Origin of the sequence: Brevibacillus sp. HD3.3A, assembly GCF_013284375.2 — a bacterium.
GTDB classification, from domain to species: Bacteria; Bacillota; Bacilli; order Brevibacillales; family Brevibacillaceae; genus Brevibacillus; species Brevibacillus parabrevis.
Map to the genome: position 1 here is coordinate 3062180 of NZ_CP085874.1, position 13746 is coordinate 3075925.

A 13746-nucleotide genomic window follows, 5' to 3' on the forward strand; every position below is an offset into this window, starting at 1 on the left:
AACCCCCTTTGCTTCGCCACGGAGCCAAAGGGGGTTTTTTTATGGGAAAATGTTCGGGAAGATACCGTTACTTTTTTTGCCAGTAAACGTCTAATCAAGTATTGTCTCCATAAATCCAAATAATGGTGGTGTCATGAGCACGTGTGGAATCGGAATCAACTCAAGGTGCTGGCGTGCAGCGGTTTGACTTTTGTCCTCGTTGCTTCTGGGAGCGTGCAGGCAGAACAAACGGCCACGCCAACGACTCCGGCGCAAAAACAGGCCAGCGGCAGTGGTGCAGCAGCCGACAAAGCCAGCGAAGTAACGATGAAGGCATGCGGCAACATCGCGCAAAAGACTGCGCAAGCAAAGCCGGCTGCAAGCTCTCCGGCGGTTTTACAAGAAGCGACCGCCTTGTCCGGCATGGAGAGAATTGCGACGGACAACATTTTTGATGGAGCGGGGTATGGCTGGCGTCCTGGCATCTCCTACGCTTTTGACAACCAGGGCAACGTCTGGGGTTGGGGCGTGCAGGGAGAAAAGGACGCAGATTTTCCGCAAAAGCTCGCGGGATTGCAAAATGTCAAAGAAATCTCCGGAGACCATGCGCTGACGAAAGACGGTCAGGTCTGGCGGCTGAACGACATGGCACAGCCGGAAAAAGTGGCGGGGTTGGATCACATTCAGTCGATCAGTGAGTTAAATGGAAACGAAGGCGTGCTCGTACTGCTCAAAGACGATGGGACCGTGTGGACGTGGATGCAAGGAGAGAGCAAGCCTGCCCAGTTGGGTGCTTTCGCCAAGGTGACGCATATATACGGTTCGTCTTTTTCCTTGTTTGTGTTGGAGCAAAACGGCAAGCTGTACTACGTCAGCGGCCAGGGGCAGGAGCTGAAAGCCGAGCTTGCACAGTTGGTGAATGTCCCGGGGGCGGTCAAGCAAATCGCGCTTGATTACTCTGATCGTGCGCTGATACAAACCACAACGGGTGAGGTGCACGTGTTTGACCCGGATGAAAACAAGCTGACGCGTGCTCCGCGCGAAGCCGACGGTGCTGTCAACATGGCAGTGGGTGGCGAAGGGATGTACTTGTTCAGCAAAAAAGACGGCACGGTCTGGGGCTGGGGAAACAACACACTCGGCATGCTTGGCGAAAAGCAGCCGAATCTCGTAAACGTACCTGTGCAAATCGCAGGCTTGCGCGCTATTGTTGACATTCAGGCAGGCACGGATCACGTGATCGCTTTGCAAAAATCCGGACACGTATATTCATGGGGCAGCAACATGACGGGACAGCTGGGCAGATTGCCGCATCTGCTCACGGAATGGACGGAGATCGGGGAACTGAAAGACGTCCGGCAAGTGAGCACGGACATGGGCAAGCCGTTTTTTGTCCGCAAAGATGGCACGCTTTGGGGCATGAACGACAAGCTTGTGCCTTATCAGGTGCAAGGCCCCAAAAATATTCAGGCAATCACCAGCATTTTGAATACAGCGGTAACTGTGGATACAGCGGGGAAAGTCCAGATGTGGACAGATGATTTTGCCACCTGCCAGGAATTGTCCTTGTCTGCCCCTGCGAAAGACGTGGTGGGAGGAGAAAGACGATTGCTGGTGCGTTTAGCGGACGATCGGCTGTACACAGTCGAGTTGCAGCACGAGTTTGTCGAAAAGCACGGCATTTACGAGCCTGCGAACATCAAAATCGGCAAGGCAGAAGCCGTTCAGATCGATCCGGCTGTCATTTCGCAAATCACTAAGCTGTACGCCAACGCGTATACGTTCCTCGCGACAACAAAAACCGGGGAAGTGCTTTATGCAGAGCAAACAGCCAAGCAGCCAGCATTTGTCAAAGTGCCCGGTGTAAAAGGAGTGCGTGAATTGGCTCCGCAATATTTTGTCCGCTACACGACGGAAGATGTTTCTGTCTATGCGATGACGGATTCGGGAGCGGTTGCGGAGCTGCAATTCCAAGTCGATCGCGATGGCGACGAGTGGAAAGTGGGGAAGGTTGCAGTGTTGCCAAAGCTTGAAGAAAACATCGCCTTGGCAAGTGGGAGACTGAGAATAACGAAGGATGGCGAGCTGTACGAGCACGACTGGAATGAGCTTGCCAAAAAACGCGTTCCCCGCCCTGTCCGACTGGTAGCTTCTTCGTACGATTACGCGATCGAGGGGCCGGGGTCCCACTATCACGTGCTCGTGACCGAAGATGACAAAATCGTTGTGCTCGGCTACAATCCGTACGGCCGAAGCTCGCTTGAACCGCAGCTCGTCCAAACGAAATAAAAAACTCACGCTCCGTGCAAAGGAGCGTGAGTCTGCGCACAGGGGAAAATTATTTGCCTCTGTGCTTTTCTTTTGCTTTCTGGACTTTTTGCTGCCACTTTTGTTCTTGCAGCTCGAGCTTTTGCTTGCGACCTAATACTTTCTTCTCAACCTTGCGCGCTTCCCAGTCCAGCTTGATCGCTTCCTGGGCAAAGGTGGAAGCTCCTTTTTGCCGCAGCTCTTTTGCCACTTGACGAGCCAGCCGCTTCGGGTTGATCTTGGTCGCAACGGCTGCTTTTACTTGTACGGACTGTCTTGTGTCATCCAGTCCGGGCAACAGACGATGCAAGACGAAGTCAAGCACCTCGCCGTCTTTTGGCTCGGAACCAAACAGAAATCTGCATGCTGTCAGCCGCGCATTTTCCACATGCTCGACCACGCCAACCCAAAACTGTCCATCGAAATAAACGGTTAGTTTCACCCAAACCGCCCCCTCTGAAAAATTCAAGAGTGTCGGACATCCCGAGGGGGGAAGGTTACTGACAGAGACACGCGCGCATGTTCTGCGCCCGGACTACCAACCGGGAACTGTGTTTTTACACTCTTGCTGTTTATTATCGTAGATGACGGCGCTGTTGACAATCATCTTCATAAAAAAAGGAAGAGATTGGTTGACAGCAAATTTTTACAAACGTAATATTTACTTGTGAACGACTTTTATGATCGTACAAGAAAAGACAGGTGAGAGCATGAATCCAATTCCTAAAATTTCGGAAGCTGAGTGGGAAGTCATGAAGGTGATATGGCAGGAGCATCCCGCAACGGCTGAGCAAATCATTGAACGCTTGCCTGCCGATATCGAATGGACCGAACCGACTGTGCGCACTTTTTTGAATCGGCTGCTGAAAAAGCAGGCCATCGGCTACGAAAAGTCGGGACGCAGCTATTTGTACTATCCGCTCGTTCAAGAAAGCGACTGCAGGCGCGTGGAGAGCGAGTCGTTTCTGAAAAGGGTGTTCAATGGAGCTGTCGGAACGATGATGACCAATTTTTTAAACGATGTTCGCCTGTCGGATGAAGAAATTGAGCAGTTGCAGAACATTCTCAAGGAAAAACGGGCGCAAAAGGACAAGGAAGACCAACGGTGACAGGAGTGGATCTGGGAATCGTGCCCGTTACTTCCATACAATAACTAGGAGCTGTCCTTGTGGCAGCTACACGCGAGTCATTCGATCAGGGAAAGACGGGCGCGCGGCATAAGCTCAAGCGGACGGCGTGCCCGGGTACCACACGCCGAGCCACTGTTCGGCGCCGTAGTCCTCGAACCGCTCCACCTCGGTGAACCCCAGCTTCGCCGCGACGCGCATCGCAGCCACGTTGGCTGTCTGGGTGGAGAGCACCACCGGCTCGCCGGGATGCGTGTGGGCGAACCAGTCGAGCGCCGCTGCGCACGCCTCGGTGGCGTACCCGCGGCCCCACGCTTTCGGCAAGAACATGTAGCCAAGCTCGGGCTCTCCGCCCTCTGGACGGATGTGACCCTTACGCTCCGGGGCGCGCCGATCGAGCGTGATCATGCCAATCGTTGTTCCGTTGCGCTCGACCACGAAGAAGCCGAAGCGCTGCCCAGGCACCTCAGGCAGCGCGCGCTCAAGCTCGTCACGCGGTCGGGAGCCGCCGACGTAGGTTCCCACCTCTGGTGAGGCGAACAGGTCGATCAGCGCCGCCCGGTCCCGGGCCTCGGACTGGCGGAGCAGGAGCCGCTCGGTCTTGATCGGGGCAGGTGGCCAAACGACGGGGTGCACGGTGATCTCATCTGGCATGGTGTAATCTCCCTTCTCTGTTATCATTCATGTATTCTTCCTTTTTCACGAAGCTCCTCTTAAACAGAAACCCAGTAAAACGTACCGAAGCTACTCCCGCCCAAACGCTAGAGATTACAGATAAACGATTCACAGTCGAGGATATAGACTATTTTTAAATGAGTAACAGTTATTGGGCTGCCACATTGTAGCTCATTTATTCTTGATACTCTGGGTGATTATGTCGTTTACATCCGAACAAGTAACAACCCGTGCTCATTGAAGTATTAAATTTCAATGAGGGGATATAGCCAGATGAAATCTGTTCAAACATTTGCTCATATTCTTTTTTATCATCAATCAATTGCCTGATGTTTTTTTCTTTATCACTTTCGGTCCAATCTTCGTTACATATATCTTCATAAGCTTCTTTTATTTCCTCAACTTTTTGTTGAATTACTTCATTCAGGATGTCACGAGCGCGGGTTGCATTTTTAGTATTAAGCAATGCATAGACATACCGACTAACCCAGTCTGGTGTTTTCCAATAGTTTTTCCAACCTTTTTCAAACCAATGAACAGAATCCTCAAAGCAACTTAATTCAAGATATAACTCGGCCACTTCGACAGTTCCGACAAATTCATCATCATCTTCAGAAAATGAGTCTAATTTATTCTTCGCTTCTTCATTTCTCCCAAGTTCACTCAAGCATTTAACATGGCTGTACAATGCGTAATCGGATTTTCTTGAACATTGAAGAAAAAAGTCTGAAGCTTCTTCTAACTGACCAAGATGATATTTCGCAACTGCCAAATTATTATAAGCTTCATTCGAGGGGTGAATTAATATGGATTGGCACAATACATCTGAGGCTTGTTTCCACATTTCCTTTTCGATATAAATTTCCGCTAGTATGTTATAGGGGAAATGGGATGAGGGAGATAGTGCAATAGCCTCTTTGATTAATTTCATGGCTGTTTCCTTGTCGCACTCCTCATGTAAATATATCCATGCAAGGTTATTTAATGACTGAACATTACGTGATTCTCTTACTGCTTCATGGAAAAGTCTGAAGGCTTCTTCATATTCATGTCTTTCTAGACATTCGATCGCTTTTTGATTAGTACTCAACGAACATTTTCCCCTTTAATATAGTAGTAATTGAATGTAAAGCAGGTAATTACTACATGCCCACCAGTTACCCAAATTGCTTATTTTATGATTGCGTTCGTTACAGCTCCAATTATACCCTGAATTTGTTTGAATTTAGAAACGAAAACAGCATGCGAATCATACTCCGAAATCGCATGTTGTTTTATTTGTTCATTTCAATTTTCTACTCCCATACGGAACCCGTTAAAAAGAAGTCTGCACGCCATTTTGCTGATTTCTTTTTATTTTTGTCATTTTGTAACAATCTAGTTCCACGAATGGATAAACATGGGAAGAAATCGGGAGGAATTTGTTGAATGGTGTCGAAAAGATAGGCAAGACAATACGGCATGAGTCCAGAAATGATATGGTTCAGGCAGCAAAGGAGTTTTGTGGAATGGAGCATTTCTCACACGACGATTTTTCCCGCATCTCTTTAGAGGGGAATCCAGAAGTTTTGGCGCAAATGAACATGATCAATTTGACGCAAAGGGACCTGGAGCTGATCGCAGGGCTGCGTCCTTTGGTCGTGGCACAAATTGAGCACATCACGGCTTCTTTTTATGAAGCGATCCTTCATGTCGATTCGCTCAAAGAAATCATCACCAGCCATACGACAGTGAACCGCCTTCGTCAAACGCTGTCCAACCATCTGATCGAGATGTTCGACGGCTACATTGATGAAGCGTTTATCGAAAAACGGATGCGGATTGCCATGGTTCACCAAAAAATCGGGCTGCCGCCGAAGTGGTATATGGGATCTTTTCAAAATCTGCTTAGTGCCTTGCTGCGAATCGTCGATGACTTGAAAGACACGCATCCCGACTGCCCCGCCCTCGCACAAGCGGTGACGAAGCTGCTCAGCTTTGAACAACAACTCGTGCTGGAAGCGTACGAAAAACAGACGCGCGAGGAAGAACAGCGGGCAAAAGTCATTATTGAATACCAGGCGCTCCATGACGATTTGACTGGATTGCCGAACCGGAGAATGCTGCACCAATCCCTCCAGGAAACAATCGACCAAAGTGCGGAGGCCGACTCCCGTTTTGCTGTTCTCGTGCTGGATATCGACCGCTTCAAAATGATCAATGACTCTCTCGGACACACCTACGGAGACCGCTTTTTGCAAGAGGTGAGCAACCGGATTCGCAAAAGCACGGCAGGATTCGACGTTGTCATCGCACGGATGGGCGGAGACGAGTTCACCCTGATTTGCAAAAATGTGCAGTCTGATCAGGCGTTTGCCGAGTTGGCTACGCAAGTCGTCAAAGAGATCGAGATTCCGTATCGTCTGCAAAGCAATGATTACTACGTCTCAGCCAGCATCGGGATCGCCGTCTATCCCGATCACGGAACAGGCGTGGAGCAGCTATTGAAAAATGCCGACACCGCCATGTACGAGGTGAAGAAAAACGGCAAAAACGGCTTTCAGTTTTTCTCGAATGAACTGGACAACCAGTTGCTCTTGCGGATTGAGCTGGAAAGCGATTTGCGCAAAGCCGTCAAGCAAAATGAATTTATTTTGTACTACCAGCCGCAAGTACGTGCGTCGAGCAATGAAATTATCGGGGTAGAGGCGTTGGTTCGCTGGAATCACCCGGCGAAGGGCATGCTGTCGCCAGGCATCTTCATTCCAGTGGCAGAAGAAACCGGACTGATTTACGATATCGGGACATGGACGCTCAGAGAAGCGTGCAAGCAAATGAAAAAGTGGCATTCCGCAGGAGGCCCGCTGATTCCCGTATCGGTCAATTTGTCCTCGCGCCAGTTCCATCAAGCGAATCTGGTGGAATACATCCGCGATATTTTGCAGGAAACCGGGCTGGAAGCGAAGTATTTGGAGCTGGAAATTACCGAGAGCATGATGATGGACGCGGATTTGTCCACGGAAATTCTCAACAAGCTGAACGACTTTGGCGTCAAGATCAGTCTGGACGACTTTGGAACAGGATACAGCTCCCTCAGCTATTTGAAATTGCTGCCGATTCACAAACTCAAGATCGATCGCTCGTTCATTACCGACATCACGCAAAATACGAGCGACCAAGCGATTGTCGCCACCATTATCTCGATGGCGAAGCATTTGAATATGGACGTCATCGCGGAAGGAATCGAAACCAAGGGCCAACTGGATTTTCTCACGGAAAATGCTTGCAAGGAAATCCAAGGCTATTACTTCAGCCGACCATTGCCGGCAACCGAAGTCGAGGAGACTTTCTTCGTCCCTTACAGACAAACGCTTTTGTAAAGACGACTTTCCACAGGATGCATGGAATGGAATCATCTTGCAATTCCTGATACAATAAACTTGAGTCCCTTCGGGGGCTATTTTTCTAAGGAGGTATTTTCCATGAGGGAGAACCAAGCGTTCATCAAACTCGTCTATGAAAAACAACTGGGGGGTGACATTTATTATGAACCCTAGTATTTTGCAAGGTACGAGAAAACATTTGATCAACCAGCTTGTTTTTTTCGATGAGCAATATTCGCTCTTTTTTGACCATTATGTGCGTGAGTATGGAAAAGAAAAACAAACGGTAGACGAAATGATCCAGCGCTACAAGCAGACGCTGGAACAACTGCTCGCCAAAGACGACAGCGAGCTGTTCACGTCGCTGAAAGCTGTTACTTTGCTCGGCAGCAGTGTGAAAGTTTTATTTGAAGAGGATGACTTTGAGGAATCATTCACTGTGGTCTATCCCACAGATATTGATCCGGATAACAACAGAATCTCATTCTTGTCGCCCATTGGCAGGCAGCTGCTCATGGCTGCTCCGCGGGATTCCGTTGTTCTGGAGAGCCCGGTCGGCAAGCAGCAGGTGCATGTGCGGGAGATAAGCTTTACATATATGAGTGATTTTTCAGCACAGTAGACGGCGTGAAAACAGCTTGAAAAGTGAAGAGGAAAGGCGCTAACGTCTCGGTTAGTGTCTTTTCTTTTCCAATGAGGGAAGATCATTTTCGATGATGAGGGAGGAAAGGGATCAGATGACAACAGAAGCAAACAAAGAGGGCGTGCAAATTCCATGGCAACGCTTGACCACGCCTTACGGGAGAGGAACAGAGCTGCCTGCCTTGATCGAGCAGGGCGCTTACGGCGAAATCGGCCAGCTCATTGAGCATCAGGGTACGCTATGGCAAGTTACGCCATGGGTTTTGTCTGTTTTGTTGCAGCAGTTGAAAACAAAGCAGCCAAGCGAGGTAAGCTTGAACGAAATCGTGCTGTACAAAGCGGTGGTGGAGGCGCTGGAAGGGCATCCACTCGCGGATGCTGTCCATGTTCCGGATATGACGATGCTTTTGGACGAGGCGTATTTATGGCCGGAGGATGAAGAGGAGGACGAGGAAGCCTGGGAAGAAGAGCCGGCGGGATATGCCGAGTTGCCGTTTTCCAGCTACTATTACTACAGTTATCTGCTTTTGCAAGAAGCAGTACCGACCTTCGAGAGAGTCGCGCAAGAAAACGAGGAAATCGCTGATGCTGTTTCCCGGCTGATCGAGATGATCTCTCAACTGAAATAAGGAGGGTAAAGCGATGGCGTTTCGAGCGGCGTGCCCTGCTTGCAACTGCGCTGGAGAGTATGATTTGCTGCATAGCTTGAAGCAGACAGAGCTTGGCTGGCAGCTTTTTTGCGAGCTGTGCGGGGAAAGCGTGATACACTTTTCCACAGAAGAAAAAGAGCAGATTTTCAAGGCGATGCAGTTGACAAAGGAGTATGTGCCGGATGTAATCAATGCCTATGGTGAGTTGAATGTGAAGGAGCTATCTTCCCGCGTGGCGTTTGGCGCGATTGCAAAAAAAGAGACAGAGGATAAAGCTTGATCCTCTGTCTACTCCGTCGGGCAATCTTCGTAATTGAACTGCCACTCGATCCCAAATTTGTCGACGACACTTCCGTAGCATTTGCTCCAAAACGTTTCCTGCAGCTCCATGCGGACGTTGCCGCCTTCTTTCAGCTTGGCGAAGTAGTCTTTCAGCTCGTCGAGATTTTCGCTGATGATCGCCAGGCTGATGTTTGTCCCAGCGACATACGGCATTCCTGGAAAGACGTCGGAAAACATCACCCGGCTGCCAGCGAGGACGAGGTGCGTATGCATGACGCGGTTTTTCGCCTCTTCCGGCATCTGGAAGTTCGGATCGGGCGGCGTATCGCCAAAGGTCATGATTTGCGGGGGTTCCGTGCCGAAAACTTGCGCGTAAAACAGGACAGCTTCCCGGCAGTTTCCATTGAAGTTAAGGTAAGCGTGTATCGGCATAATTCATATCCTCTCTACATAATTTTTCCAACCATCTTTTAGGATGGGGTCGTTTGCTGGCAAATATACGTGGAGGACGCACAGGAGGAACAGATATCATGATTGTTATACCTATCGTTGTCCTGCTGTTTTTTCTGTTTTGGTGGTTGTACCCGCTTGTGCAGCCGAGTTTGGTGTCGTTTTGGGTGCCGAGACAACATCGCGTCAAAATGGTTCGGTCGGTGGCGAAATGACCAAGCGGCTCGTGCAATTCGCCGAGCAGCAACTGTTCCGCCCGTAGCTTCCTTCCAACATCACATACGGAAAAAGGCGATCTCGCAAGCTGGCACACTGGCTGAGGGGATCGCTTTTTCTGTTTGGGCAACAGGTGAAGGGGAAGGCGAAGGCAGCGGGCAACCGTTGATAATGAGAACCATTTTCATATATAATGAAGCCAAATACAGCCAGCTAGCGGCGTATCGCAAACAGGTTGAAGGAGTGAGCAGCTGCGATGCGGGTCAGTGAATCATTTGTGCTTTGGAACCATGCTTCTCTGAAAATATTGGACGTTCGTTACTTGGCTTTGTTTCGGGAAGAGGCAAGCCGTGCCTGGCAGCTTCCGGCCAGCAGCTTTTTATTTGCGACCAAAGGGAGAGCCGAGATTTGGCTCGATGGACAGAAGCATTCGGCCCAGCGCTTTTACATGCTCCACGGCGGAAAAGGCGCCAGGCTGCAGATTTGTCCGCTGGAGGACGCTTTTGAATATTATGTGATCTACTACAAAGCGCTGCTCCCTTTGCCGATGAACCAGGAGCTGATCGCCATGCTGGAGCGGCAGAGGCCGTTTGATGCTGCTTACGGCTTTCTCCCGGAAAAAGCGGTGTGTCTGTTGCAAAACATTCAGCTGATGCACGAAGAATGGGAGAAACGGAACGGACTGGAGCATTTTCATGTGCGGGCGCTTTTTTATCAAGTGGTCTACGAGCTTTTGCGGCAGATGCACAACCCATCGTTGTCGCGTAAGCCGAATGATTTGGCTGCTCAGGCGCTCGGATATATCCAGGAAAACTATGCGCAACCGCTCTCGCTCGAAGTGCTCGCCGAGCTGTTGGACAGCAGTCCGCGCCATTTGTCGAGACTGTTCAAGCAGCGGACGGGCAGCAGTCCGATCGAGTACATGATTTCGCTGCGGATGGAAAAAGCGAAGGAGCTGCTCAGGCGCACAGAAGCCAGTTTGCAGGACATTGCCGAAGAGATCGGCTATCCGGATCGGTACTATTTTGCGAAAATGTTCAAACGGTACACGGGAGCATCGCCGATCCGGTATCGCACGGAACAGGCAAGGCGCGATGAGACATCGAAAATGGCGCGATATGACATTGAGGCAGGTAGAAGCCGCGTTTATAGTGATAATGGTTATCATCATCGTCACGATAAAGGGGGAACATTCATACCTATGCGCTACAGCAACAAATCTTCTTTGGCAACCATCCTGTTTGTGTGCCTGACTCTGATCCTCGGCGCTTGCTCTGCACCGACTACTACAAGCACGGCCAATCCGGGTGCGGAACAGCCGCAGGTGAACTCAGCAGCGTCAGCTTCGACCTCGAACCAGCCAAGCGCAAAGCCGGCAACAAAAATCGTCTCTACGGCCAAAGGTGACGTGGAGATCCCAGTCAATCCCCAGCGCGTGGTCGTCTTTTACTTGCTTGGAGACGTGCTCGCGTTGAACGTAAAGCCAGTCGGCATCTCTGACGTCCAGAAAGGAGCCGCTTTTGAAAAAGAGCTGGAGGGTGTCCAGACGCTCGGAACTTGGTTCGAGCCCAATCCGGAGGCGGTTTTGGCGCTTGATCCCGATCTGATCATTGCTCCTTCCGAGAAAATTTACCAAATGATGGAAAGGGTCGCGCCGACTGTGTATATCCCGTTTGACCGCATGACAGTGGAAGAACGTCTGCAAAAGCTCGGCGAAGTGCTGGGCAAGGAGGGCGAATCGAAGAAACTGCTGTCCGACTTCCACGCAAAAGTAGCGGAGAGCAAGAAAAAGTTGGGGGAAGCAGGCATTTTGGACAAGACGGTGAGCATCATGGAGGGCGGAAAAGGCAATATGTCCGTAGTCAGCAGCAAAGACTACGGGCGCGGCTCGCAAATCGTCTACGAATACTTGGGAATGAAAGCCCCGTCTATTGTGCAGGCAAAACTGGACAAGCCATCTGGGGAAGCGACAGCAGAAAGCGTTTCGTTTGAGGTGCTGCCCCAATATGCGGGTGACTTTGTGTTCCGTTCGGCGTATGAAGGAATGGTCGACTTGTCCGATAACAAAGTGTGGAACAGCATCCCGGCCATCAAGGAAGGCAGGCTGATCGAGATCGACTTCGGTTTGTCGTACTACAACGATATTTACTCGCTGGACAAGCAGCTTGATTTCATCGTCGACAGTTTGTTGAAAGCGGCGAAAAAATAATCGTTTTGCAAATTCATAAGCTAGTGAAAAGCTGTCGCCAGGCTCTGCCAGACCTTGGGGGCAGCTTTTCGCGCATTCGTCAGAGAGAGGCTAGTATGCTGCCGCACCGCAAGAGGAGGAGAGAAGATGAAGCGGCTGTATGTCGTGAAAAAAGTAGAGAGCTGTTCCTTGAACGAAAACGGACAAGCATTCGTACCAACTTATCCACTGTTTATTTGGGCGGACACTCCGGTACAGCTGCGAATGGGGGAACAGTGGCAGGAGGTGGCAAAAGGCCAGCTTGCTTTCGTTCACCCGAACGAGCGCATCGAAATGAAACGGGCGAAACAGGCTGTCGACTCGCTGTTTCTCCTCTTTTTTCAAGGATACCGTCTGGAGGAAGAAACGATCGACAAGCTGACGTATCTCGTCGATCACAGCACCTTCCCGGCACATGGCTCTGTTGCGGGCGTTGGCTCGTTGCCGCTCCGGGCTTTCACAATCGTCGAGCAGTTAGTGAAAAGCAACGCGAACGCTTCCGGTAATCCAAGCGATCAGGCAAGTCAGCACGGGCTGCTTGCCGAGCTGCTTGACCTGTTTGCCAGGGCTGTGTCGACACAAACAGCCAATCCGGCAAATCCGATGCACGATGTCCTCGACTTCACGAACCGCTATTACGACCAAAACTTGACCCGTACCCAACTGGCGGAACTGTCAGGCTATGACGCCAGCTATTTCTCGCGTCAGTTTCAAAAGCTGGTCGGGCACAGCTTTTCCGAGCATTTGACGCGGGTCAGGCTCGATCGGGCAAAGCTTCATCTGTTGACAAGCGAGGCGACGCTTCAGGAAATCGCGGAGAAAGTCGGCTACGCAGACGGTTTTTACTTGAGCCGCAAATTCAAGCAAGTGATCGGCACTTCCCCCAGCGCGTATCGGCGGATGCCAAAGCCGCAGCGCATCGTTGCCCTGCAGTTTGCAGGTGACTTGCTCGCGCTCGGAATCAAGCCGATCGCTGCCCGGTTTGCGCCGTGGGAAAGCTCGCCGTTGATTGCAGCGGAGCTGGACGGGGTGCGGAATGTCGAAGAAATACAGAGCGTGGCGGAATGGGAGCAACTATCGCCGGATATGGTGCTTGCACCGGATTATTTGTATTACGTGCCCGATCAATTGGAGCAATTGCGCAGGCTGGAACAGATCGCGCCTGTGCTCGTCCTCCCGTGGGATCGGCTGGATCGCTTGGAAACGGTGCGGCTTTGCGGAAAATTGACAGGCAAAGAGCAGGAAGCAGAGGCGTGGCTGCAACATTATACGGCGCGGGCGGAGGCTTTGGCTGCCAAGCTCGCTGGCGTGATCCAGCCGGAGGAAACGGTGGGGCTGTACGAGCTGTGGGAAGACAACACGATCTGCATCTGGAATCAGACGACCAGGGGAACGTACAACTTGTACAGCAGCTTGAAGCTGACCCCTCCGCCGAAAATTGCCGATGAAGTCTTGCGGCCACAAGCCCACAAGCTGATCCGGGAAGAGCAGCTCGCCGATTATGCCGCGGATCATATGTTTGTGGTCATTCCCCGCGAGCAAGGGGGCGACGATCTTGCTTTGACCGACCATTTCCGGTCGCGAGCATGCTGGCGCGAATTGCTGAAAACGGGACGCCACCGCCTGTACCCTTTGCCATTGGAAGACTTTTGGTGCAATGACGCGCGCGCCTTGGAAAAACAACGCGAGATCATGGTCGACAAGCTGCTGGCAGCAACAGCGCTTGTCCTGGCAAGCAGGTAACCATTGTCCATGACGAAAATGTCACGAATGGAAATAGACAGCAGAGAGGGGGCGAGGTACGATGAAGATGTTTGTGAGAATCATTC

12 protein-coding genes and 1 pseudogene are annotated in these 13746 nt (G+C 50.9%); 9 read left to right on the forward strand and 4 right to left on the reverse strand.

From position 1 onward, the window contains the following. The first annotated feature begins 141 nt into the window (after positions 1-141). Positions 142-2268: an RCC1 domain-containing protein gene (locus HP435_RS14715; protein WP_173599336.1), complete on the forward strand. Its 2127-nt coding sequence runs from the start codon at positions 142-144 to the stop codon at positions 2266-2268. A 49-nt stretch (positions 2269-2317) separates the two neighbouring features. Here HP435_RS14715 and HP435_RS14720 read toward each other — a convergent pair whose 3' ends face one another. Next, positions 2318-2728, reverse strand: coding sequence for a YjdF family protein (locus tag HP435_RS14720; RefSeq protein WP_173597367.1), 411 nt, complete (start codon positions 2726-2728; stop codon positions 2318-2320). Positions 2729-2996: 268 nt separating this feature from the next. On the opposite strand from HP435_RS14720, the gene HP435_RS14725 reads away from it, so the two are divergent. Further along, positions 2997-3395, forward strand: coding sequence for a BlaI/MecI/CopY family transcriptional regulator (locus HP435_RS14725; RefSeq protein WP_173599337.1), 399 nt, complete (start codon positions 2997-2999; stop codon positions 3393-3395). Between the two features lie 114 nt (positions 3396-3509). On the opposite strand, the gene HP435_RS14730 is transcribed toward HP435_RS14725, so the two are convergent. Beyond that, complete coding sequence (locus HP435_RS14730; RefSeq protein WP_173599338.1) at positions 3510-4067, reverse strand: GNAT family N-acetyltransferase; 558 nt, start codon at positions 4065-4067, stop codon at positions 3510-3512. A gap of 196 nt (positions 4068-4263) precedes the next feature. Beyond that, a complete protein-coding gene (locus HP435_RS14735; RefSeq protein WP_173599339.1) occupies positions 4264-5178 on the reverse strand; it encodes a tetratricopeptide repeat protein in 915 nt (304 codons plus the stop codon). A 493-nt stretch (positions 5179-5671) separates the two neighbouring features. On the opposite strand from HP435_RS14735, the gene HP435_RS14740 reads away from it, so the two are divergent. The 4 genes from HP435_RS14740 (at position 5672) to HP435_RS14755 (ending at position 9022) form a co-directional block, all read left to right on the forward strand. Then, a complete protein-coding gene (locus tag HP435_RS14740; protein ID WP_229049951.1) occupies positions 5672-7447 on the forward strand; it encodes a putative bifunctional diguanylate cyclase/phosphodiesterase in 1776 nt (591 codons plus the stop codon). A 166-nt stretch (positions 7448-7613) separates the two neighbouring features. Then, a complete protein-coding gene (locus HP435_RS14745) occupies positions 7614-8072 on the forward strand; it encodes a GreA/GreB family elongation factor (RefSeq protein WP_173599340.1) in 459 nt (152 codons plus the stop codon). Positions 8073-8187: 115 nt separating this feature from the next. Beyond that, positions 8188-8721 carry a hypothetical protein gene (locus HP435_RS14750; protein WP_173599341.1) on the forward strand — a complete coding sequence of 178 codons (534 nt, stop codon included), beginning with the start codon at positions 8188-8190 and terminating at the stop codon, positions 8719-8721. Between the two features lie 13 nt (positions 8722-8734). After that, complete coding sequence (locus tag HP435_RS14755) at positions 8735-9022, forward strand: hypothetical protein (RefSeq protein WP_122966836.1); 288 nt, start codon at positions 8735-8737, stop codon at positions 9020-9022. An 8-nt stretch (positions 9023-9030) separates the two neighbouring features. Here the strand turns inward: HP435_RS14755 and HP435_RS14760 are convergent, their stop codons facing one another. Beyond that, complete coding sequence (locus HP435_RS14760; protein WP_173599342.1) at positions 9031-9456, reverse strand: VOC family protein; 426 nt, start codon at positions 9454-9456, stop codon at positions 9031-9033. A 160-nt stretch (positions 9457-9616) separates the two neighbouring features. Between HP435_RS14760 and HP435_RS14765 the strand changes: the two are divergent. The 3 genes and pseudogenes from HP435_RS14765 to HP435_RS14775 form a co-directional block, all read left to right on the forward strand. Beyond that, positions 9617-9736, forward strand: a pseudogene (locus tag HP435_RS14765) (small, acid-soluble spore protein, alpha/beta type); the annotation flags it as partial. Between the two features lie 210 nt (positions 9737-9946). Continuing rightward, complete coding sequence (locus tag HP435_RS14770) at positions 9947-11899, forward strand: AraC family transcriptional regulator (RefSeq protein ID WP_173599343.1); 1953 nt, start codon at positions 9947-9949, stop codon at positions 11897-11899. Positions 11900-12025: 126 nt separating this feature from the next. Beyond that, the gene (locus HP435_RS14775) at positions 12026-13660 is read left to right on the forward strand and encodes a helix-turn-helix domain-containing protein (protein ID WP_173599344.1); all 1635 of its coding nucleotides are present in this window, start codon (positions 12026-12028) and stop codon (positions 13658-13660) included. The last annotated feature ends 86 nt before the right edge of the window (positions 13661-13746 follow it).

Bases quoted from the DNA above. Each gene is read 5' to 3' on its own strand.
- HP435_RS14725 (WP_173599337.1), top strand. From the start codon at position 2,997: ATGAATCCAATTCCTAAAATTTCGGAAGCTGAGTGGGAAGTCATGAAG.
- HP435_RS14730 (WP_173599338.1), bottom strand. From the start codon at position 4,067: ATGCCAGATGAGATCACCGTGCACCCCGTCGTTTGGCCACCTGCCCCG.
- HP435_RS14740 (WP_229049951.1), top strand. From the start codon at position 5,672: ATGATCAATTTGACGCAAAGGGACCTGGAGCTGATCGCAGGGCTGCGT.
- HP435_RS14745 (WP_173599340.1), top strand. From the start codon at position 7,614: ATGAACCCTAGTATTTTGCAAGGTACGAGAAAACATTTGATCAACCAG.
- HP435_RS14750 (WP_173599341.1), top strand. From the start codon at position 8,188: ATGACAACAGAAGCAAACAAAGAGGGCGTGCAAATTCCATGGCAACGC.
- HP435_RS14755 (WP_122966836.1), top strand. From the start codon at position 8,735: ATGGCGTTTCGAGCGGCGTGCCCTGCTTGCAACTGCGCTGGAGAGTAT.
- HP435_RS14760 (WP_173599342.1), bottom strand. From the start codon at position 9,456: ATGCCGATACACGCTTACCTTAACTTCAATGGAAACTGCCGGGAAGCT.
- HP435_RS14770 (WP_173599343.1), top strand. From the start codon at position 9,947: ATGCGGGTCAGTGAATCATTTGTGCTTTGGAACCATGCTTCTCTGAAA.
- HP435_RS14775 (WP_173599344.1), top strand. From the start codon at position 12,026: ATGAAGCGGCTGTATGTCGTGAAAAAAGTAGAGAGCTGTTCCTTGAAC.